We start from the raw sequence: 22,202 nt of genomic DNA, 5'->3' as shown, positions 1-22,202 counted from the left end.
TCGTTCAAAAGAAATGAAAAAAAGTATAGAGAGTCAATTGATCTTTCTATACCTTAAGTAAATATTTAATTGGCCTCTAATTGTTTATTTAAGAAATTACGAAATATACCTTTCTTATCATTTGCTAACTGTATATAATCCCCTTTTTGTACAATTTTCCCTCTATCTAATACGATTACTTGATCAGCATTGTGGATAGTAGACAGCCGGTGGGCAATGACGATGATTGTTATTTTTCCCTTCAGTCGTTCTAATGCCATTTGAATTTTCGACTCATTATCAGTATCTAAGGAGCTTGTTGCTTCGTCAAGAATTAGAATAGAAGGGTTTCGTAATATAGCTCTAGCTAATACAATACGTTGTCTTTCTCCACCCGATAATCGTATTCCTCTATCACCAATTGGTGTATCCAACCCATTTGGAAGTTCTTTTACAAAATCAGCTGCTGCAGCAAACTCTAGTGCTGCCCACAAATGTTCCTCAGTTGCTGTTGGATTCATTAAAAGAAGGTTTTGTCTAATACTAGCGTTAAAAAGGAAAGGGTCCTGAGGGACAAAGCTAATGGTTTTTCTTAAAGCGAGCACTTTATCATCTGATAAAGAAACCCCGTCTATTAATAATTCACCAGTTTCTGGACGATGTAATCCCATTAAAATATCAACTAAAGTACTCTTGCCAGCACCTGAGTGCCCAACAATAGCGGTCATACGATTTGCTGGAATTTGTAAATTAATATCCTGAAGTGCATATGACGTACTGTCGTAAGTGTATTTAAAATATACGTTTTTACATTCAAGCATGTTATTCATATAAAGTATGTCTTCATGATCATTTAATTGTTCCATAGAATTTCTAGTTTCATTTTGTAATGCTAATAGAATCTTAAATGCTGGAACCGTCAATGCTAGTTGCTGTAAATTTGATTGAATGGTAACAAAACGTGGCCATAATCTAGAAAAAATTATGACAACAATTAATAATTTCTCTGGTTGAGTATGAAATAAATTAGCAGAAATAAAGATGAAACAAGAAAGGATTAATGCGAAAGCTGTCTTATAAGACAATTGTGAGTTAGTCTGTAACCCTACAAATTTAACTTGTTCATCAAGCATTCTTATATTTAGTGACTTTAACCACATCATTCGATCCTTTTCAAGGTGGTTCGTTTTAATGTCTTTTAAACCATTTAGATTATCAGTTATCCCGGCTAGATATGCTCTTGAAATATCTGTTGATTCTTTACCGAGACTTTTTGCTTTTTGAACAAATTTCCATGAAAACAATGCAAGTCCTAACCCACAAACTAAAACAAGGCTTGCTATTTGGGGTGAAAGACAAAAGGCAATTCCAATTTGAACCAATGTGAATATAATACTTGTCATCAACTGCATAAACATTTTAATACCCATACTTACACGATTTATATCTTTCGTTAAAGTATTTATTAAATTTGATTTCCTCGTCCTTAAAATAAACTCCCATTTAACATGTAATAAACTCTGATATATTTCTTCTTTCAAATGATGGGTAAAGCCTTGATGAATCTTAACATCACGAATCGATAGGTTTCTTTGTAAAAGGTTTTGTCCTAAAACTAATATAACGTAAAATCCTAGTATAAATGGTAACCCAATCCCAGTTGGAAGGTCCTTTAAAAAATCTGAAAACACCCACATCCAGGAAGACTCATTGGCTGTATTTATAATGCCACTTATACCTAGTATCGGAATTAATAATAAAATGGCTATTCCATCAAGGAAACCTGCTATTACCATTCCTAGAAAATTAATATACATAATGTTTCCGGCATATTGATACAGTCGTTTAATATAATGTATGAATTCTTTCACATAATTTCCTCCGTTAGTTTCCCTTTGTTAAATACATAGTAAAAAAGGGGAATGAGGCTACTTAAGGGGATTTAATGAAGGGGAAAAAACAAGGAGATTATAAAATTTCATCATTTTACAATGAATTTTAAAGCTTATCATTTAGGCACAACTTGATATGGTTCATTTTATTGAATTATAAGGGCATTAGTATGCCCTTATAATTCAACTATACTATTCATTTATTAAATTTCCATTATTCCATTACACTGCTTATTATTTTTTCTTTCCAGTAATATTAACGTCACTCGAACTAAGGAAAGTTTCACCATTAAATTTTCCACTCAAATATCCTACCTTATCTTGAGGGTCTAAGTTAGTTTGTTCGAATGGGAAGTGATAGACCTTGTCCATATATCCATCTTTATTATAATCCTCTATACCAACATGAGAAGCTTCCGCACCTTGGTTTGGTGTATCGCCAAACCGAACTGTACTATCTTCCACCTTTGAAACATCAAAGTTTGATGAACCCAAAAGAGCTACAGGAATACTCCCCTTTGGATTACTCCCATAACTGCTTGGATCACTATTAGGCTTAATGTCAATAATTGGAATGATAGGTTCACCAGGACCAGGATCTTCTGGCTCTTCCGTTGGTCCACTTATTAATGTTTCAAATTTAATAGCTTGATGACTAATTACCTTCGGGCTCGTGTAAAACTTTTTAGTCATATTAGCACACCTCTTCACTTGTTTATAAATTAGTTCTTAAAAGAGAACAACAATCCAAGGATAAATCCATAACCATTAGTATTCGTTATACATTAAATTATACTATTGACGATGTTCGTTTTAAAGAAAATGTTTTCGACAAAAACCTGTACTGATGCAAAAACCCGTTCCTTTAAAAGAACGGGTTTTTTTAGTATATCAAACATTACATCATTGCTTTTCTTCCGAGCCAAACATATAGGTTTTTTTGTGGTAATGAATGCTGAATATTAAACCCATCGCAAACATATTCCCCATTAAGGAGCTTCCCCCATAACTGACGAAGGGGAGGGGGATTCCCGTAATTGGCAGAACTTGAATCGTCATTCCAACATTTTGGAAGACATGAAAGGTAATCATTGAAATGACTCCTGCGCAAATATATGTGTTAAACGGATCTTTTGTATCTAAGGCAGTCTTTGTTAAATGGTAGATGAGTAAAAAGAAAAGACCAATAACGATGCTTGCTCCTACAAATCCATATTCCTCACCAATAACACTAAAAATAAAATCGGTATGACTCTCGGGTATGTATACTTGTCTTTCCCCAAAGCCCTTCCCGGTTAATAATCCGGAACCAATCGCTCTTAAAGAATTATAAAGATGGTATCCGGACCCTGCTTGGTAGTTGTCAGGGTCAATCCAGGAGTAAATTCTATTAAACTGGTATGTTTGGACGTTTAAGTATTTTACAAGAACCTCTGGTGCCCAAACAACGTAGTAAATGATGGTTGCTCCAAGTACCGAACCAAGTCCATAAATGGTCAGAATAATCTTCCATGTAATTCCTGATACGAAAATAAGTCCAGTAAATATCGCTACAATAACAAGGCTTGTTCCTAAATCAGGCTGCTTCATAATTAACGCTAGTGGAAGTGCCGTAGATAAGCTCATTTTAGTAAAAAGCCAAAAGTCAGATTGAAAGGTTTTCTTTATGTATTTTTCATGGTGAGAGCTTATTACCTTACTAAGGAAAAGTATGAGAAAGGCTTTCATAAATTCCGAAGGCTGGATGGTACCAAAACCCGGAATTTGAAACCAGCTATGTGCTCCATTTCTTTCGGGTGCAATGCTTTCGGGTGCGATAATAAGTGCGCAAAGCAGAAATATGCCGAACCCGTATAGATACCAGGATAGCTTTTTATATTGATCGCTATCAAAAAACATAACGACTGCAACAATGATGATTCCTACCACATACCAAAATATTTGCCTAACAAAATAGTTCTCATTGTACTGTCCTGTCGTTTGAGCACTGTAGATAGATAAGCAGCTTACTAGAAACAATAAAAACAAAATAAGACTTAAGGTCCAATCAAACTTTTCTGTCGGTTTTTTAACAACTTCCATTCATCTGCACCTAATTCCCTCTGCTATTTACAATTTTATCCTATCAAAGAAAAATTCCTCATTCAAGATATGCACAAAAGATTATGATCATTCATTATCATAGTTCTTTTTATATAGACGAAGAAGACTGGGTATTAGTTTCAGTTTTCAAGTGTTAGGAGCCGTTCAGTTCCTTGTCTTTTTTGGTTTTCATCTTTTTCTTTAACACATTGGTAATCGGGGTTCCATTCATAATCAACCATATAAAGACTGGAGCAAGAAGGTTTAAAGCCATAATCAAGACAACAAATGTCCAAATGGCCCATTCAGCATTTAGGATATTCCGGTATACCCAAGTACTATAAAATTCCATATAAAATCAGCCTTTCCCTCTATCTGTTTGGCTACATGTTCTCCAAACCTTTCAGGAAATAAACCAAAATCCTGACTAGGATATGGTGTAGTTGGACAAAAAAAGTAAGAGAGTAATAAATATGGAAATAATCATCTTAGGAGTTTTCAATTTATGACTGCAGTGGAAGAGAAGGAACATTTTTTTAGAGATTTGCAAGATAATGAAGATTTAATGAATGAGATTTTGGGAAACAGTGTTGACTTAGTCAAACGGTGTATTACCTTTCATGAGCATAAAAATGTTCAAGCGATTTGTTATTACACGGATGGATTAGTTAATGTGACACAAATAGAACTGTTTATTAGTGACCTACTATATAAAGGGAATCTGTTACTGCAACATTCAACATTACCTGCGGGTAATCCGTTAACTTTGCTGAAGGAACATATGCTTTCAAATGCTTCATTTCAAGTAATCAAAGAGGTCAGTCAAGCTGTAGATGGAATTCTATCCGGAGTCGCAGTCCTGATTCTTGATGGAAGCGATGAAGTGTTCCTTGTACAAACAAAAGGGTGGGAAAAAAGAGGTGTAGATGAACCTCAGACAGAGCAAGTTGTTCGTGGTCCAAGTGATGGATTTACAGAAAGCATTCGAACAAATACGGCGCTTGTCAGAAGAAGAATTAGAGATCCAAAGCTTCGGATTGAGCAAATGATTATCGGGAAGCGCTCAAAGACAGATATCAATATTGCCTATATAGAAGACATAGTGAAGGACGGTTTGGTTGAGGAGGTAAAGAAAAGGTTACGTGATATTAAGATCGATGCCATTTTAGAAAGTGGATATATCGAAGAATTAATTGAAGATGCACCAAGATCTCCTTTTACTACCGTACAAAGTACAGAAAGGCCTGATAAAGTAGCATCGTCTTTACTAGAAGGAAGAGTAGCTATTTTTGTTGACAATACTCCTTTTGTATTGGTAGTCCCTAGTTTCTTTTGGCAGTTTTTACAGGCAAGTGATGACTATTATTCAAGATTTATGACGGGTAGTTTTTTCCGTGCTATACGATATTTGGCCTTTGTACTGAGCTTAACTCTTACCTCCATTTATGTGATGCTCGTAAGCTTTCATCAAGAGATGATTCCTACCCAACTGATCCTAACCATTGCCTCCGGACGCGAGGTTGTTCCTTTTCCAGTTTTACTAGAAGCATTAATGATGGAAATATCCTTTGAATTGATGAGGGAAGCAGGACTTAGAATGCCTAAGCCTGTTGGTCAGGCTGTTAGTATTGTGGGATCTCTTGTCATTGGCCAAGCGGCTGTTCAAGCGGGGATCGTTTCTCCGTTTATGGTTATTATCGTTGCCTTAACAGGTATTGCGTCGTTTGCCATTCCTAATTATGCTGCATCATTCTCGATTCGTCTTATTCGTTTTCCTTTGCTAATAGCAGCTGGGACACTTGGATTGCTCGGTTTTTCTGCGATGTTTACCTTATTAGCCATTCATGCTCTTACTCTTCGCTCCTTCGGGGAGTCATACTTAGCACCAGCAACACCTTTCCAACCTAAGGATCAAAAGGATACGATTATTCGCTTTCCTTGGTGGAAAATGCAGGCGAGACCTGAGGGAGTTACAGGTGATGAGAAACGTGTAGGAGATCATCAATTGCCAGAACCTCCTAATACAGATCCTTATTCTAAAGAAGGGGGTAAAAGTAAAGAAAGTGATCAAAAAGGTGGAGAAAAATCACGGAGGAAGAAAACTCGTCATATCATTAAGCTTAAGGGGGAGGATGAAGAATGAAAAGACACCTAAAGTGGTCTCTTTTATTGATCATTATGCTCCTATTAACGGGATGTGCAGGAAAGAGAGAGTTAAATGACCTAGCCTTGGTGATGGCTGTAGGTATCGACAAAGGAGAGGAAGAGAATTCCTTTAAAGTGACGGCACAGATCGCTCGACCAGCAGATGCCAGGGGACAGACAGGTGCTCCTTCTGGGCAGACGGGGGAACCCATTCTCACCATTGTGGGACAAGGTGAGTCTTTGTTTGATGCAATTCGTGATCTTTCTTCCTTTACAACAAGAAATGTTTTTTGGGCGCACAATCAAGTCATTGTTATAAATGAAGATTTGGCCAAGGAAGGAATTGCGCAGGTAATTGATTTTTTTACAAGAAACCCTGAACTCCGGATGAGAACTTGGGTTGTTATCACACCAGAGAAGGCAAGTACCTTAGTATCAACCGTTACGGGGTTGGAGCTCATCCCTGGTGAGGCAGTGAATAAACTCTTTCGATATGGGGAAATCTCCAATGTTGCTCCAAATACACAAATTTTGAATGTCCAGTCAGCCTACTTAAGTCAAAGCTCACAACCGATTATCGCTAGAGTCACCTTAAAGGAAGTGATGGTCTCTAACAAAAAGCCAGAAAAGGGACCTACGATCAAACAAGTGGACTTGGCTGGTGCAGGAGTTTTTCAGGAAGATCGTTTGGTTGGAATTTTAAAACCAGAAGAAACCAGGGCATTAATGCTTTTTACTGAAAGGTTACAGTCTGGTGTGGTTACCACCCCATGTCCAAGTAAACCTGAAAGAACGATAAGTGTAGAGCTTAGGGACCAGATGTTTCAGGTTACACCTCATTTAAAAGGTAGCCAAATAAGCTTTACTGCTGAGTTTGACGCTTTTGCTGTGGTGGTTGAAGCGGGTTGTCCATTTTCTATTGATAATCAAGAGAAAGTAACAGAATTAGAAAAAGCGGTTGAGAAAAAATTGAAAAAGGAAATAGAAACGACTGTAAATAAGGTGCAAAAGGAGTATAAAACAGATGTAATCGAGCTCGGGAAAGTGTTCCAAAATGATTATCCTGGGTACTGGATGCAAATTGCTGATGATTGGGAGGAAGTATTCCCTACGGTTGATATCAAAGTCTCTGTAAATGTGGAGGTCAAGGATTCAGTCCTATTATGGGAGGAAACAAACTCCGGTAAAAAGGAGAATAGTGCAAACTAATGAAGGTACAAATCTCAAATGGTATGTTTATGGCATTAATAATCAATATGATATATGCAAAGGCAATTGGTGTGACGCAAGGATCGATGGCTAGAGAAGTAGGTGGTGATATATGGATTTCAACCATCATTGCGACCATCCAAGGTGGAGTGATTATGTTCTTGGTGATCTTTGTCATCCGTCGAATGCCTGAGGGTGACTTAATTGACCAATCAGCGAGGTTGTTTGGCAAGTGGTTTGGGAAATTTGTAGCGCTTATTACTTTTATATTTTTCCTAGCTGCATATGGGCCTGTTATGTCGACATTTGTTTTTCACTTAAAGGATTATTTCCTGCCAGAGGCACCGATCTTATTGTTTATCCTGGCAGCTTTTTTAATAGGTACATATGCCATTTACTTTGGAGTAGAAGTGATAGCTAGGATGGCTTTAATTGGTGTGTTTTCGATTATCGCTTTAAATATATTGTTAATGCTTGGCTCACTGTCCGAGTTTGATATTAGAGAATTACGTCCAACTTTTCAAATGGGTTTTTTAAAAACCGTTTGGGCAAGTAGACATCATAATACGGACTGGGCTATGGCTACGATTATGGCGGGAATTATATTGCCGATGGTTGCCAATAAGGAAACTTGGGGGAAAATGGGGTTTGCTGGAATTGGTTACGGAATGGTATTCATTATCATGTGGCCGATTCTAGAGGCAGGCGTACTGTCTCCTGAGACAGCTGCACAGTATATCGTTTCTTGTATGCAGATGGCTAGAAGTGCACAAATTGGTTATTTTGTTCATCGATATGAAATGATCATGATTGCTTTCTTTGCATTATCGATTCTTACACAGATTATGATGAGCTTGTTATGTGCTTCGGTTGCTATGCAAAAGATGCTTGGTCTAAAGGATTATCGAAAAGTAATTATTCCTACTGCTATCATTCTCAGTGCATTTGGTTATTGGATCAACTTTGATAAAAATCGTGCGGTTGATTTTTTAGAGGGATGGTGGGTTTATATTAGCATAGGGGTTGCTGTAGGACTGCCTTTCTTGATTCTTGTAATGGGATTCTTTTTTAAGAAAAAGTTAAAAAAAGAAATAGTAGCTGAGGAGGCAAAATAAAAGCACGAAGCGCTCTATGGCTTCGTGCCTCTTTACTGTATATGATGTAGGAAAAGCGTAGCAATCCCAAAATAGGTTAAGAGTGAAAAAATATCATTTAGCGTTGTAATAAGAGGTCCAGAAGCAATGGCTGGATCGATTTGCAGTCGATAAAGAATCAATGGGATAACTGTTCCTGCTAAGGTACCGATAATGAGAGTAAAAAGCAAGGAGATGCCGACTACAAGGCCAATCATTAAATTGCCCTGCCATATAAATGCGATAAGTGAAATAAGGATGCCGCAGGTAATACCAATTATGACACCAACACCAAGCTCTCTAAGGACAAGTTTCGTGATGACACGTTTGTTAATATCATTCGATACAAGTCCACGAACAACCACTGCTAAAGATTGTGTACCCGTATTTCCAGTCATTCCGGATATCATGGGGATGAAGAAAGCAAGTGCTACAATTTCTTTGAGTGTTTCTTGATACGTACTAATGATGCTTCCAGATAAAATACCAATGAGTAATAAAAGAATGAGCCATGGAAGTCTTCTGTAAGCAGCCACATAGGCCTTTGTATCAAAATCAATCGATTTACCTGAAGCGGAAAGCTTTTCAATATCTTCGTTCGCTTCTTGAATAACAACATCAATAATATCATCTACGGTAATAATACCCATAAGTACATTTTCTTCGTTTACAGCAGGAATGGCCATGAAATCGTAACGTTGAATAAGCATGGCAACCTCTTCTTGGTCCGTATCTACTGAAACAGAAATGACCCGTTCGTACATAATATTACGAACAACTTCGTCAGCTTCTGCCATTAGAATATCACGGTAAGAAACAACTCCAACTAGTTTACGGTATTGGTCGATCACGTACAGATAATTAATGGTTTCTGCGTAATCAGTAAACGATTTGAGCTTGGTTACAGCTTCCTTAACGGTATAGTAATCTCTTATCCATACAAAGCGGTTCGTCATCAATCGCCCAGCTGTTTCGGAAGGATAATTCATGATGTCTTGAACGGCCTTAGATTCCTCTTTTTTCATTCCAGATAAGAGCTGGCTGATTTTTTCAGGTGACAGGTCATCAAGCAATGAGGCGAGGTCATCGTTATCCATTTCATCGAGGACTTCACCAGACCGTTCAATACCCAGTCGATTTAAAACATCAAGCTGTTCGGTTTTGCTTAATTCCTCAATGAGGTCTGCAAGCATGTCTATATTTAAGTATAATAAAAATCTTTTTTTGTGTTTTTCGGGCAATTCCCCATATATTCTTGCGACATCATAAGGCTGGAGCTCATCCAATATCGTATCAAATTCTTTTCGTTTTGATTCTTTTAGCACTTTAATGATGTATAGGGTAATTTGGTTTTCTGGCATATTTGTAATCATACGTATCACCTCTCAGGTGGGTAAGTTCTTTGCAGCAACATGCTAATTATAGAGAAAAACGATTCATTTTAAAATGGATGTTTAATAAAAGTTTGTGAATTGTAAAGATTGTGCTTGAATTATATAGTGCTTATACAATAGTATAGTTTTATTTAGAAGAACAGTGCGGGAAATTCATCGAAACTTTTTTATACGTTCATTCGTCATAAGTAAGGGAGATATTACTATTATTGTGGAGGTTTACTAGGTGAAAAAAAGCAATCAGGAGAAACGCGATCTTCTCTACATATTCCTTAATGAAGGTGAACAATATGTTCTGACACACGGGATTGAATTTAAAGAGTTTGCTCGGTCTCTTTCCGATTCTTTGAATCATCTTTTGTTGATTAAACATGCTTACGAATCGGGAGAGTTTAATCGTCACACATTACTAGAATACGTCCCTAAAGAGAAGCTGCATCGGCTTATGGGTGAGGATGTTCATGGTTATGGAGATTTTTGCTGGGTGGATTTTGAAGAGCTTGAAGGCGTAAATGCCTTATCTGGTGAAGAGATTGCCGAGTTACTTTATATGGGGCATATGAAGGAGCAACTAAAGCAGCCATTTAACCGACATCTGAGAAATAGATATGGTTATTTTGCTCACGATGATGGATGGTGGAATAAGGTTTATTACCGGACGTTAACTGATTTTTATCGGCTACTATCTGATCTAGTACCTGAGAAGTTAAATGAGTTCAAACCAGAAAAGGGAATTTTGGGGTTGAGAAAAAGGAGGGAGTACCCTCCGATGGATATCGATATTTCTCTTTCTTTAAAACCATTGATGAAAGAGGGAATCTTATTATCTTTTAAAGATGCGGTACAAAGTAGAACGAAGATTGAAGTCCCTATTTGGGTCATTGGCGACTACATGAATATGGATGATATGTTCGAGGAGTACGAAAAACTGTCTAAAACCAAATTCGACGCAACCCTCACATTCGACAAAAAAACAAAGCAATGGCAGTAAAAAAGGTGTCAGACACCCTTCGTGGACAAATCGGCCTGATTTGTCCGTGTGGGGTGGACACTCGTGGTTTTATTGAGACTGATAGTATGTAACTAGTTCTTTAAGCTGGGATAGCATACGTTGTGTCTCCTTCTCTTCAATATTACTAATAGGAGAGATTTGAACCCAGTTATTGTGTTTCAAATACGCACTTTCATAGTGTAGTAAATAGCCATTCATCTCCATATCCTCTCCGATAAAGGTAGAGGGTATTTTTGTTGGGAATGGAATGGTCATAATGGTCGGACAGGAATGTTCTATCTTAGATAAGACATGGATGCCATGAGATTCGAGATTCTCCCGAATATACAGATATTGACGACCAATTCTTTCAAAAGGCTGTTCCTCTTCATAGGCTTCTAGTGACTGGTGAAGAGCGGAGATGAGATTTGATGAGTGTGTAAATGGGACTCCGTCGTTCTCTATATACCATCCGAGATCAAGATAGCCGGGAATCGTTTCATCTTTTTTCATGTAATGCTGGTGAAACACAATGGAAAGACCTGAATACGAGCCCAGTGCTTTACCGCTAACTCCTGAAGCAAGATAGATATTTGAGAGATTTATTGGCCTAGCCCCTATGGAACTAATAGCATCAAGGCAGATTTTTATACTCTTTTCCATGCAGGCTTTTTGCATATCATCCAAGGAGTTTAGAACACCAGTCGATGTTTCACAATGTGTGAACCAGATCCACTCAGGGTTATGCTTGTTAATGACCTCTTTTATTTCTTGCAGAGTAAATGATGTCCCCCAAGGTATTTCGTAACTTTCAAAAGATAAACCAGCACGGATGGCGTGACCTTGCAGTCGCTTTCCAAACTCCCCGTTAATAAAAATGACTCCGTTTGAAAGTTTTTTCAGCTGCATGGCGATGACTTCATTCGCCAACGTTCCAGACCCAAGAAGAAGCTGACAATTCGCAGCTTTGGTTAATCTCAAAAGTTTTTCTTTGACAGAGTTAAATAATGTTAGAAAGGCTTTAGAGCGATGAGAAATGGGTGGACTCATAAGTGCTTTTGTAACATCATCTGCTACCATAATAGGTCCGGGCATAAACCGGCTAGAAGAAATCCCTATGCGTGAAGAGACTTGTTTTTCAAAGGTGTCTCTTGTGATATACATGGGATGAAATTGTGCATCTTCTGTTCCAACTGGATCATGAAACACTGTGAAACCGAGTTGTGTATAAAGTTTGGTTTGTCTGGTGGTTCCCGATATAACCGCTGCGTCGTATCCTTGTTTGATACAGTAGTTGGCTAATAATTGTGAAAGTCCTAGAAACACTCTGCCGTTCCGATTTTTTGCATCAACAGCGAGGAGGCGAATTTCGCATAATAGATGAGCTTGAAAGGGAAGATGATCTTCTACAGGACCAATCTTTTTATCAATGGAAAAAGGTCGCTTATCTCGAACGGCAATCATTCCAATTAGTTGTTTGTTCTTTAGACAGATAAGGTACGTATTTTCAGCGTGAAAAGGGTCAACTCTTCTCTCTGTATCAGACTTTGGATGCTGTGGAATCTCTTCGACAAATGTACGATAATTTAGTTTGTGAATTTGCTCCATTTCTTCTTCGCTTCTTGCAATTTTGAAAAGCAAGCCCATTTGGTTTCCCCCTATACTCTTTCTTTAATATTTGTTCGATGAGCAAAAAGAATAGTGATTACTGTGAGTGCGATCATTCCGACGGAAGTGTATGTATAAGACTCAATAAAGAAATAGACCGGAAGAATGCATAGGCTTAGTAGACCAGCCATAGTAAAGCTGCGGAACAAGGAATATGTGATCGCGAAGCTAACGAGAATGACAAGTGTTACCGTCGGTTCAAAAGCAATGATTCCTCCGAGGAAGCTAGAGATCCCTTTTCCTCCCTTAAAGGAAAGGGTGATGGGCCAAATATGTCCTATAAGGACAAATAAAAATCCAACTAATTGAATCTCCTCTGAAAAGCCTAGCATTCTACCAAGAAGGATAACTGCCGCCCCTTTAGACGCATCACCTAAAAAGGTAGCGACAAAGGCCGACTTATTTAAATTTCGCCCGATATTACGGGCACCCACGTTTCCACTGCCTACCTTCCGAATATCAATCTTTCCAAACAATCTTCCAATAATGTATCCAAACATGATGCATCCAATGAAGTAGGAAAGGAAGAAATAGCCCACTACTACCATAGAACATGACCTCCACGCTATGTTGTATATATTCCATATTATGCTAAGCAAAACCTCTTCACAATAAGAAGTTACTGTCCACCCCAGGAGGACAAAAAGGCACGAAGTGTCCACGAGCGGTGACGGACACCCTCCGTGGACATTTTGCCCGATTTTGTCCACGAAGGGTGTCTGTCACCATTTTGTTAAAAAGGGGTTGCGTTTGTGGGGCTTTGTTAGTGTATAATCAGACGTAGCAGAAAATTTCATAATTCGACTAGTAGTAGGTGTCTTCATACTGAAGACTTAAAAAGGAAGTTGGTGAAATTCCAACGCGGTCCCGCCACTGTAAATGGGAGCAAGCTGCAAGTAATACCACTGTACGTAAAAGTATGGGAAGGTGCAGCAAGCAATGACCATAAGCCAGGAGACTCGCCTATTGCTATGCACCGAATTTCCTACGAGGATAGGAGTGGTGTGGCAGACCGTTACCTATTATTTGATTTCTATTTAGTGTAAAACGTCTATCATACCAGCATCTTCCTGCCTTTGTAGGAAGATGCTTTTTATTTTTTACATAACACAGGGGGAAAGAAAATGCGCCAAAAGTTTTACGCACTATTTGCAATACTCGTACTATCACTAGGAATTCTTGCTGGTTGTGGGAGCGCAACTGAAAAGGCAGAAGATAACCAAAACACAGAAGGTCAAACGGAACAAAGTGAACAACAAGCAGCCTTCCCACTTACACTTACTGATGCATTAGACAATGAAGTGGTTATAGAAGAAGAGCCAAAGACCATTGTTTCTTTAATTCCAAGTAACACAGAAATCGTGTATGAATTAGGTTTAGGTGAGAAGGTAGTTGGGATCTCTGATTATGATAACTATCCAGAAGAAACGGCTAATGTTGAAAAAGTCGGTGGCATGGAATTTAATGTGGAAAAAATCGTTTCATTAAATCCTGATATTGTTTTAGCACATGAATCTTCAGCTTTATCTGCAGAAGCGGGACTTACTCAATTAAAAGATGCTGGAATCACAGTATTTGTTGTCAACGACGCAGTGAATTTTGAGGAAGTGTACGAAACAATCAACCTAATCGGACAAATGACAGGAACAACAGAAGAAGCAGAAGCGCTAACAGCTGCTATGAAGGCAAAGCTTGACGAAATTAAGGAAAAAGCTGCAACTGTAACCGAAAAGAAAAAAGTGTTTGTTGAAGTTTCACCAGCACCAGACATTTACACACCAGGGAAGAACACATTCATGGATATTATGCTTCAAGTGATCAATGCTGAAAATGCAGCAGGAGATCTAGATGGTTGGGCGAGCATCGACCAAGAATCGATTGTTGAGAGAAATCCAGATGTAATCATCACTACGTACGGCTACTACTCCGAAGATCCTGTAGGTCAAGTAACTTCTAGAGAAGGCTGGGCAGATATGACTGCCGTGAAAAATAAGCAGGTTGTAGATGTTCATTCTGATCTGGTAACACGACCTGGGCCAAGGCTCGTTGAAGGGGTAGAGGAACTTGCAAAAGCCGTATATCCGGAAGTATTTAATAACTAATCGATTAGCAGCATACACAATGGGAGCCTCGTTTCTCCTGTTAGCTATTGTACTAGGCATTTCACTAGGAACTGTGAAAGTTCCTATCTTAAGTACGATTCAAATATTACTTGCACAACTTTTTCCGTTTGTTTCACTAGATGGAATTGACCAAATGCATGTAAATATCGTTTCGAATATTCGCCTGCCAAGAGTTATCTTAGCAGGACTTGTTGGAGCGGCTCTAGCAATTGCTGGAGCTGCCTTTCAAGGTTTACTTAGAAATCCACTTGCAGACCCCTATACATTAGGAGTTTCCTCTGGTGCTTCAGTTGGAGCAGTTGTTACTTTGTTTTTTCAGCTGTCGCTTCCAGTCATTGGGGCATTCACACTTCCTGTTCTTAGTATTTTGTTTTCTTTTATAACTATTTTCCTCGTATTAGGTTTCGCGCAAAAAATAGAGCGCTCCATGCGAGTGGAGACGATTATCTTAACAGGAATCATTTTTAGTTCCTTTCTCGGAGCCCTTATCTCCCTAATGATTGCCTTAACAGGTGAGGAGTTACGTCAGATTATTGGTTGGTTACTGGGAAGCGTTTCCATGAGAGGGTGGGTATATATAAAAATTATTCTCCCATTCTTCCTTATAGGATCAGCCATCTTAATTTTTAACGGAAAAGAATTAAATGCCATGTCGTTTGGAGAGGAAAGAGCTCATCATCTTGGAGTGAATGTCCAACGAAGAAAGCATATTATTTTGATGGCGGGGTCCATGTTAACCGGCAGTGCGGTAGCTGTTTCAGGTACAATTGGTTTTGTTGGATTGGTTATTCCACATTTAGCGAGAATGCTTTGGGGGCCAGATCATAAACATCTACTTCCGTTATCGATTCTTACTGGTAGTGCCTTTTTAATTTTAGCTGACTTAGTGTCAAGGACCATCATTGCTCCTATTGAGCTTCCAATTGGGGTGATAACCGCTCTGATCGGGGCACCTGTCTTTGCTATGATCCTACTAAAAACAAGAGCAGAAAGAAGTGGTTAACATGCTTCACATTCAGCATGTCAGTGGCGGATACGCTGGTAATTCTATAGTAAAGGATATTTCCTTTGAAGTGAAAAAAGGCGAGATGCTTGGTATTCTTGGACCGAATGGAAGCGGTAAGACCACGCTTTTAAAAATGATAAGTGGAATTTTGCCCGCCTCAAAAGGAACCATTTCTATTGATGGAAATAAGCTTTCCGATTATTCTCCCAAGGAACTTGCTAAGCTGATCGCGGTGCTGCCTCAGCATGCGGCAGATCCATTTTCCTACACGGTTAAAGAAACGGTATCGCTTGGGCGTTATGCCCATCAAAGAGGCTGGTTTCATAGCTGGAGCCCAGAAGATGAGGAAACCGTTCTACGAGTCATGGAGCAAACGGGAACATTGAGCCTTCAACATCGAAATATTCAAGATCTATCTGGTGGTGAGAGACAAAGGGTTTACTTAGCTCAGGCGCTCGCCCAGGAACCACGTATCCTTCTTCTTGATGAACCGACCAACCACTTAGATTTAAGCTATCAAAAAGAGTTGTTTGATCTGTTAAAAAAGTGGTCAAAGGAATGTGAACTAATGGTTGTTTCCATTTTCCATGATCTAAATTTAGCGGGCTTATACTGTGACAGACTTCTGCTCCTTCATGAGGGGAAGATTGTGATAGAAGATACTCCGAACGAAGTGTTGAAACAAGAACGAATTCAAAACGTCTACCATACGAAAATTGCCAAACAGCCTCATCCAAAGGTTCCTGTTCCACAAATGGTGCTGTTACCAGAGTGGGAAAATGACCAGATAGAAGAGATATATCAAATTGATCCATCAGTGATTCATGCTTCATCAGAAAGAATTGTAGTAAAAACGGAGCAACCATTAAAAACGATGAGCTCTGGAGTGATTGGTTCTGGAACGGGCTGGTACCAGAACTTTGTTAATCGCCATGTAGACAAAAACTATAATTATAGTGATCATAAACAAGAAATGGCCAACTATTTAGAAAGAAATGGCTTCATTCCAGGGGAAACAGTTGGAATGATGACTGCTGTTAAGCTTGAAGATGTATCATATAAGCTTTATGTTGATGGCAATGTTTCCATTTTTGTAGTCGTGACGGCAGGTGTCGGTAATGCAATAGACGCATCCGTGATAGATAGAGAAGTGTTTGAATATACACCTGGCACAATTAATACTTGGATCTTTGTGAATGGTGAATTGTCTGAGGAAGCATTTATTCAATCAATCATGACAGCAACAGAAGTAAAAGTGAAGGTCTTGCAAAATGAAGAGGTGCTCGACTTAAACACCGGGACACTTGCAACAGGTACATCAACAGACAGCATCTTAATTGCAGCTACCCAAAAGGGAACGGCAATTGAGTATGCAGGCTCCTTTACTCAACTAGGTAGATTAGTTAGCAGAGGAGTTTATGAATGTACAACGGAAGCGATTCGGAAATCTAGAATGAGAAAAGAAGGCATGAGTTCGTCACTATAAATTCATTCAAAACTGTTCCTGGAGGAAGAGCCGTGAAAACTGTTCGTGCATTTCTATTAAACCTACAATTTTTTACATCAATTCCTATAAAAATGAACTTGCCAATGGATGCCGCGCATATGAAACGTGCGGTTGGCATGTTCCCGCTATTAGGAATTTTACAAGGAGGCATTTATTCGGTCCTTCTTTTCACCTTAGTAGAGTGGACACCATTATCGACAGTCTCCATTGCTTTTATCCTATGGTTAGCGTGGATCTTCTTTACAGGAGGTCTTCATCTAGACGGTTGGATGGATGCAAGCGATGCTTTCTTTTCATACCGGGACAAGGAAAAACGATTAGAAATTATGAGCGATCCTCGAACAGGAGCATTTGGTGTTTTATCTGCTATTGTTCTGTTAAGTGGTCGCTATTTGTTTTTATATGAAATCATCCATTTTGTTCATTCTTACACTTACATAGTCATACTTTTCATTCCTTTTTTCAGTAGGGGAGTGATTGGTGCGTTATTGGTCCTTGCCCCACTTGCAAAGAATGAAGGACTTGCAGCATTTTTTAGGGAGAGATTGAGTAAGATTTCTTTACTAAGTTATCCTTTCTATTGTATGGTCGTGTTAATAGGATTAACCCTTTTCTTACCGGCCATTGCTCCCATTTTCCTCTTGTTATTTGTAAGTGCTTGTCTATGTTATTTATTTATCCGAAAAAAAACAGTGCAATGGTTTGGCGGAATAACCGGAGATGTGCTGGGAGCATCTGCAGAAGGGACGGAATGGTTGCTATGGATGATTGTGTGGTTATGGCATTATGCAGGCATGGCTTAACAGAGGCAAATAAAAAACGAGCCTATTTAGGGTGGACGGATTCCCCTTTATGCCATCATCCCTCACCACTAGTAACGAAATATGAAGGGTATTTTACTAGTGATCTAGGACGATGTTTATCCACGTTACAAGCATTCTTTCCTGAAGTAGAACCGATTCGAATGAGCGAGCTAAGAGAGATGCATTTTGGTGACTTTGAGGGATGCACCTTTGACGAATTAGAGGACAATGATGAGTATAAAAAATGGCTGAATCATTACAAAGAAATAGCCACCCCTAATGGCGAAAGCTTTCAGCAGTTTGTAAGAAGAATTGATAGTGGCTGGAACAAGATGATTTCGGAAGTGAAAAATAATCATTGGAAACGTTCGTTTGTTGTCACTCACGCAGGTGTTATAAGGCATTTATTAGCTTCGTTTGCACCAGACGAACGAGCATACTGGGACTGGAATGTGTCACATGATTATTATTATGAACTACTATTTTCAAATAAAGCATTTGAAAAGGGAGAACGAGCCTTTTCACTAAAGAAAGTATCCATTTAAAGGGGATGATGAGCAAATGAAGATTTATACAAAGACGGGAGACAAAGGGCAAACAAGTATCATCGGTGGAAGAGTAGATAAGGATGATATCCGAGTTGAGGCGTATGGAACAATTGATGAAGTTAATAGCTTTGTTGGACAAGCTATGCTTGAGCTCAATGAGGAAGTCTTTGCAGATGTGCTTGCAGACTTGGAGAAAATTCAGCATGAGTTATTTGACTGTGGAGGAGATTTAGCCAATGTAACATCTAAACGTGTTCCGAAGCTTACAGATGAAGCTGTTCAGTACTTAGAGCAAAGAATCGATGTGTATGCGGAGGAAGCGCCACCACTCGAGCGCTTTATTTTACCAGGAGGAACAAAGGCTTCTGCTACCATTCATATTGCTCGTACCGTTGCTCGTCGTGGTGAACGTCTAATTGTCAGTTTATCAAAGGCAGATTCGACGACCCCAAGTGTGTGCTTACAGTATGTAAACCGCCTTTCTGATTACTTTTTTGCTTTGGCGAGAGTAATAAATTTCCGTTTAGGTGTCAAGGATGTTGAATATGTAAGAAGTGCGAAGGTGTTTCGAAATTAGATGAAGTAGGGAAGAGGAGATTGTCTATGGAAGTTAAGCTTGGATATGTCATTTTGTACGTGGACAGCTTAGAAAAAACAAAGCGATTTTATGGTGAACTACTTGGATTAAAGCTTCGAAATGAGTTTGGTTCCTACATTGAATATGAAACAGGTTCGACGATCTTGAGTATGAATACAAGGGCAGGCGGAAGAGAAGTCACTGGGCTGCCTATTCCAGATGGTATTCAAAAGAGTCATACGTTTGAGTTAGGCTTTGTGACAGAGGACGTCGAGGGGCTTGTGGACCGGCTTCGTCAAGCAGGAGTACCTGTATTACTTGAACCGACAGAGAAACCATGGGGCCAAAAGGTGGCTTACGTCGAAGATCCAGACGGCCATTATATTGAAATATGCACTCCTACTCCTTAAATGAGAAATCGATCCTTTTTGTAATAAAGGGTCGATTTTTTTGTGCTTTTTTATTGGATTAAGAATATAAAAACCATGAAACTCAAAAAATAACCCTTGCTACTGATGTTAGAAAGGGGATAGAATGAGACACTTAAAATGGATACTCGTATTTCTCGTACTTTTGTCAACGGTGACTGCTGTTCCAACAAAAAGCCATGCCATTGCTGCTAAAGGGGCTATATTAATGGAGCAAGAATCAGGACGAGTATTATTTGAAAGAAATGCTCACACGCCAATGCGAATTGCAAGTATCACGAAGATTATGACTGCTACTTTAGCGATTGAATCTGGGAAAATGAATGAGATGGTGACCATCAGTAAAAAAGCATCTGTCACGGAAGGATCATCTCTCTATTTACAACCTGGTGATAAAATAAAACTAGAAGACCTTGTGTATGGGTTAATGCTTCGCTCTGGAAATGATGCAGCAGTGGCCATAGCAGAACATGTGGGTGGAAGCCTTGATCATTTCGTGAAAATGATGAATAAAAAGGCGAAAGAAATTGGCATGACAAAAACGGTGTTTGCTAACCCACATGGCTTAGATGACCATGAAAATCATTATTCTACGGCCTATGACATGGCCTTGCTTACAAAATATGCCATGAAAAATGAACAGTACCGTAAAATCTCAGGAACAAAGGAATATCATTGCAAAAGTTTAAATCGTTCGGTCGGAACGTGGTTTAATAAAAATAAGCTTCTTACAATTCTGTACCCATATTCAACAGGTGGAAAAACAGGCTATACAATTCGAGCCAAGCGCACTCTTGTATCAACGGCAGAAAAAGATGGTTTAAAATTGATTGTCGTCACCATCAATGACCGGCAAGATTGGAAAGACCATATGTCCCTGTTTAATATGGCTTTTCAAAAATATGAGAGAGTAGAGATTGTTAGCCAAGAGAAATTTGCCTCCTTCCAAGGCTCTTACTTAGGTGGAGTTGTACCAGAACATGAAATCATCTATCCAATGACAAAAGAGGAAAAAGATAGTGTTCAAGTACAATTTAAGCCATCCAACCAAAAAGACTTGCGTAAAGGAAAAGTAGGCGAGCTTAAAGTACTTGTCTTAGGGGAAGAAATTGGAAAAACGAATTTACTTGGAGAAGATGTTCCAAAACCAGAGAATGAAGATGATGACTCCTGGTTGAAAAGATTTTTTCGCTAAGTGCTATAGATATTAATGTTTGTTTTATAAGTATCTAGTTGATTGGAGCGGAAGGCGCTTGACTCCTGGGGGCTCACCGCCCCCCGGAGAGCAAGCGCCTGGAGCGGAAATAAACTATCCAATTTGAGACGCATGAATTTATGCGTCTTTTTATTTTGGTAATAGGAATAAGGTTGTGAAGCAAGCTAGTTATGACATAGGTATAGAACGAAGGGCTTAGGGAAAAAAACTACATAAATGCACAGAAGTACGGTTCCTTTCTTAAAATAGATAGTGGTAAAATAGTAAAGGCAATGACTATATGGAGGTACGTTTATGAAAACGAAGTTAGGGTTATTATACGGTGGAAAATCTGCTGAACATAAAGTGTCGTTACAAACAGCATTAGCAGTAATTAATGCACTTGATCATAGCAAGTTTGAAATACATCCTATTTATATAACGGAAGAAGGTAGCTGGGTAAGTGGGGGTCTGTTAACTGGCCCGGTTGAAACCGTAAAAGAATTAATCTTTACAGAAGGTGATGCACTCCCACCAACCTCTTTAACACCTGCGTTATCAAGCAAGGGGGAAGAAGCTGGCTATGATGTCATTTTCCCACTACTTCACGGTCCGAACGGAGAAGATGGAACCGTACAAGGATTGCTAGAACTGTTAAACCTTCCGTATGTAGGAAATGGTGTTCTCTCTTCTTCTGTAGGAATGGATAAGGTATTAATGAAAAATGTGTTTGCACAAGCTGGTTTGCCACAGGTGAACTATGTATCTTTTATCCGCAGCAGTTTTGAACAAAATACAGAAGAGGCTTATAATCAGGTAGAAGCAGAGCTTGGCTATCCTTGCTTTGTCAAACCAGCAAACCTTGGATCAAGCGTTGGAATTAGCAAATGTTCAAACCGTGAGGAACTTGCGGAAGCATGTAAAGAAGCATTCCAATTTGACCGTAAAATCATTATTGAACAAGGTGTGACGGCAAGAGAAGTTGAAATTGCTGTATTAGGAAATGATTACCCTGAATGCTCAGTTGCAGGAGAAATTGTACCTAAGGTTGAATTTTACGATTATAAAGCAAAATATGAAGACGGAAATACAGCTTTAATCATTCCGGCTGAAATTAGCGAGGAAGAGTACAGCCAGTTGAAGGAATTGGCAATAAAAGCTTTCAAAGCACTGGATTGCTCAGGATTAGTTCGTGCCGACTTCTTCTTAACAAAAGACGGGAAGGCATATATTAATGAAGTTAATACCATGCCAGGATTCACACCGTTTAGCATGTTCCCGCTTCTGTGGAAACATACTGGCGTGGAATATCCAAAGTTAATTGAAAAGCTTGTGGAACTTGCCAAAGAGCGTCACGCTGAAAAGCAAAAAATCAAGTATACGTTTTAATGGAGGCACGGCAAGTAATTGCCGTGTTTTCCTTCAAAAGGTAAGAAAGTATAAGGTTTTCGACTTTGAGAATTGTCTAGCTCCAGCGCCCTAGCGCCTAGTGTCCTTCGCTCTCCGCCCTACGATAAGTCAA

At 39.0% G+C, this 22,202-nt stretch carries 20 protein-coding genes and 1 riboswitch; of the genes, 13 read left to right on the top strand and 7 right to left on the bottom strand.

Features of this window, described 5'->3' with window-relative positions; translation table 11 throughout:
* Positions 1–65: 65 nt before the first annotated feature.
* From ACRX5O_RS18375 to ACRX5O_RS18360, 4 genes are all read right to left on the bottom strand, one after another.
* Positions 66–1,850, bottom strand: coding sequence for an ABC transporter ATP-binding protein (locus ACRX5O_RS18375; RefSeq protein ID WP_433907285.1), 1,785 nt, complete (start codon positions 1,848–1,850; stop codon positions 66–68).
* Between the two features lie 255 nt (positions 1,851–2,105).
* Complete coding sequence (locus tag ACRX5O_RS18370) at positions 2,106–2,564, bottom strand: hypothetical protein (RefSeq protein ID WP_433907284.1); 459 nt, start codon at positions 2,562–2,564, stop codon at positions 2,106–2,108.
* 210 nt (positions 2,565–2,774) lie between these two features.
* Entirely contained in the window at positions 2,775–3,953 is a 1,179-nt protein-coding gene (gene rodA, locus ACRX5O_RS18365; protein WP_433907283.1) for a rod shape-determining protein RodA, read from the bottom strand.
* 154 nt (positions 3,954–4,107) lie between these two features.
* Positions 4,108–4,305 carry a hypothetical protein gene (locus ACRX5O_RS18360; protein WP_433907282.1) on the bottom strand — a complete coding sequence of 66 codons (198 nt, stop codon included), beginning with the start codon at positions 4,303–4,305 and terminating at the stop codon, positions 4,108–4,110.
* A gap of 153 nt (positions 4,306–4,458) precedes the next feature.
* Here ACRX5O_RS18360 and ACRX5O_RS18355 point away from each other — a divergent pair, with 153 nt between their 5' ends.
* The 3 genes from ACRX5O_RS18355 to ACRX5O_RS18345 are packed head-to-tail and all read left to right on the top strand — an operon-like array spanning position 4,459 to position 8,422.
* A complete protein-coding gene (locus ACRX5O_RS18355) occupies positions 4,459–6,096 on the top strand; it encodes a spore germination protein (protein ID WP_433907281.1) in 1,638 nt (545 codons plus the stop codon).
* Entirely contained in the window at positions 6,093–7,307 is a 1,215-nt protein-coding gene (locus tag ACRX5O_RS18350; RefSeq protein WP_433907280.1) for a Ger(x)C family spore germination protein, read from the top strand. The genes ACRX5O_RS18355 and ACRX5O_RS18350 overlap by 4 nt, the downstream gene beginning before the upstream one ends.
* Complete coding sequence (locus ACRX5O_RS18345) at positions 7,307–8,422, top strand: GerAB/ArcD/ProY family transporter (RefSeq protein WP_433907279.1); 1,116 nt, start codon at positions 7,307–7,309, stop codon at positions 8,420–8,422. Before ACRX5O_RS18350 ends, ACRX5O_RS18345 begins: the two co-directional genes overlap by 1 nt.
* A gap of 32 nt (positions 8,423–8,454) precedes the next feature.
* On the opposite strand, the gene mgtE is transcribed toward ACRX5O_RS18345, so the two are convergent.
* Positions 8,455–9,813 carry a magnesium transporter gene (mgtE, locus tag ACRX5O_RS18340; protein WP_433907278.1) on the bottom strand — a complete coding sequence of 453 codons (1,359 nt, stop codon included), beginning with the start codon at positions 9,811–9,813 and terminating at the stop codon, positions 8,455–8,457.
* Between the two features lie 247 nt (positions 9,814–10,060).
* On the opposite strand from mgtE, the gene ACRX5O_RS18335 reads away from it, so the two are divergent.
* Positions 10,061–10,825, top strand: a complete 765-nt coding sequence (locus ACRX5O_RS18335; protein ID WP_433907277.1) for a hypothetical protein — start codon at positions 10,061–10,063, stop codon at positions 10,823–10,825.
* A 69-nt stretch (positions 10,826–10,894) separates the two neighbouring features.
* Here ACRX5O_RS18335 and ACRX5O_RS18330 read toward each other — a convergent pair whose 3' ends face one another.
* Positions 10,895–12,472 (bottom strand): aminotransferase class V-fold PLP-dependent enzyme, encoded by a 1,578-nt coding sequence (locus ACRX5O_RS18330; RefSeq protein WP_433907276.1) that lies wholly within the window; start codon positions 12,470–12,472, stop codon positions 10,895–10,897.
* 11 nt (positions 12,473–12,483) lie between these two features.
* Positions 12,484–13,041, bottom strand: a complete 558-nt coding sequence (locus ACRX5O_RS18325; RefSeq protein ID WP_433907275.1) for a glycerol-3-phosphate acyltransferase — start codon at positions 13,039–13,041, stop codon at positions 12,484–12,486.
* Positions 13,042–13,288: 247 nt separating this feature from the next.
* Positions 13,289–13,474: riboswitch (cobalamin riboswitch) on the top strand.
* A 143-nt stretch (positions 13,475–13,617) separates the two neighbouring features.
* Here ACRX5O_RS18325 and ACRX5O_RS18320 point away from each other — a divergent pair.
* The 9 genes from ACRX5O_RS18320 (at position 13,618) to ACRX5O_RS18280 (ending at position 22,069) form a co-directional block, all read left to right on the top strand.
* Complete coding sequence (locus tag ACRX5O_RS18320) at positions 13,618–14,595, top strand: ABC transporter substrate-binding protein (RefSeq protein WP_433907274.1); 978 nt, start codon at positions 13,618–13,620, stop codon at positions 14,593–14,595.
* Complete coding sequence (locus ACRX5O_RS18315; protein WP_433907273.1) at positions 14,558–15,619, top strand: FecCD family ABC transporter permease; 1,062 nt, start codon at positions 14,558–14,560, stop codon at positions 15,617–15,619. The genes ACRX5O_RS18320 and ACRX5O_RS18315 overlap by 38 nt, the downstream gene beginning before the upstream one ends.
* Position 15,620: 1 nt before the next feature.
* Positions 15,621–17,108 carry an adenosylcobinamide amidohydrolase gene (locus tag ACRX5O_RS18310; RefSeq protein WP_433907272.1) on the top strand — a complete coding sequence of 496 codons (1,488 nt, stop codon included), beginning with the start codon at positions 15,621–15,623 and terminating at the stop codon, positions 17,106–17,108.
* 32 nt (positions 17,109–17,140) lie between these two features.
* Positions 17,141–17,932, top strand: a complete 792-nt coding sequence (cobS, locus tag ACRX5O_RS18305) for an adenosylcobinamide-GDP ribazoletransferase (RefSeq protein WP_433907271.1) — start codon at positions 17,141–17,143, stop codon at positions 17,930–17,932.
* A complete protein-coding gene (locus ACRX5O_RS18300) occupies positions 17,881–18,477 on the top strand; it encodes a histidine phosphatase family protein (protein WP_433907270.1) in 597 nt (198 codons plus the stop codon). Before cobS ends, ACRX5O_RS18300 begins: the two co-directional genes overlap by 52 nt.
* 16 nt (positions 18,478–18,493) lie before the next feature.
* Complete coding sequence (locus ACRX5O_RS18295) at positions 18,494–19,057, top strand: cob(I)yrinic acid a,c-diamide adenosyltransferase (RefSeq protein WP_433907269.1); 564 nt, start codon at positions 18,494–18,496, stop codon at positions 19,055–19,057.
* Positions 19,058–19,083: 26 nt separating this feature from the next.
* Positions 19,084–19,467, top strand: a complete 384-nt coding sequence (locus ACRX5O_RS18290) for a VOC family protein (RefSeq protein WP_433907268.1) — start codon at positions 19,084–19,086, stop codon at positions 19,465–19,467.
* A 124-nt stretch (positions 19,468–19,591) separates the two neighbouring features.
* Positions 19,592–20,680: a D-alanyl-D-alanine carboxypeptidase family protein gene (locus ACRX5O_RS18285; protein ID WP_433907267.1), complete on the top strand. Its 1,089-nt coding sequence runs from the start codon at positions 19,592–19,594 to the stop codon at positions 20,678–20,680.
* Positions 20,681–20,995: 315 nt separating this feature from the next.
* On the top strand, positions 20,996–22,069 hold the full coding sequence (locus tag ACRX5O_RS18280; RefSeq protein ID WP_391558185.1) for a D-alanine--D-alanine ligase: 1,074 nt from the start codon (positions 20,996–20,998) through the stop codon (positions 22,067–22,069).
* Positions 22,070–22,202 lie beyond the last annotated feature (133 nt).

It is taken from the genome of Robertmurraya mesotrionivorans (assembly GCF_050971805.1).
Lineage (GTDB): Bacteria > Bacillota > Bacilli > Bacillales > Cytobacillaceae > Robertmurraya_A.
This window is presented reverse-complemented; position numbering and strand designations above follow the sequence as displayed.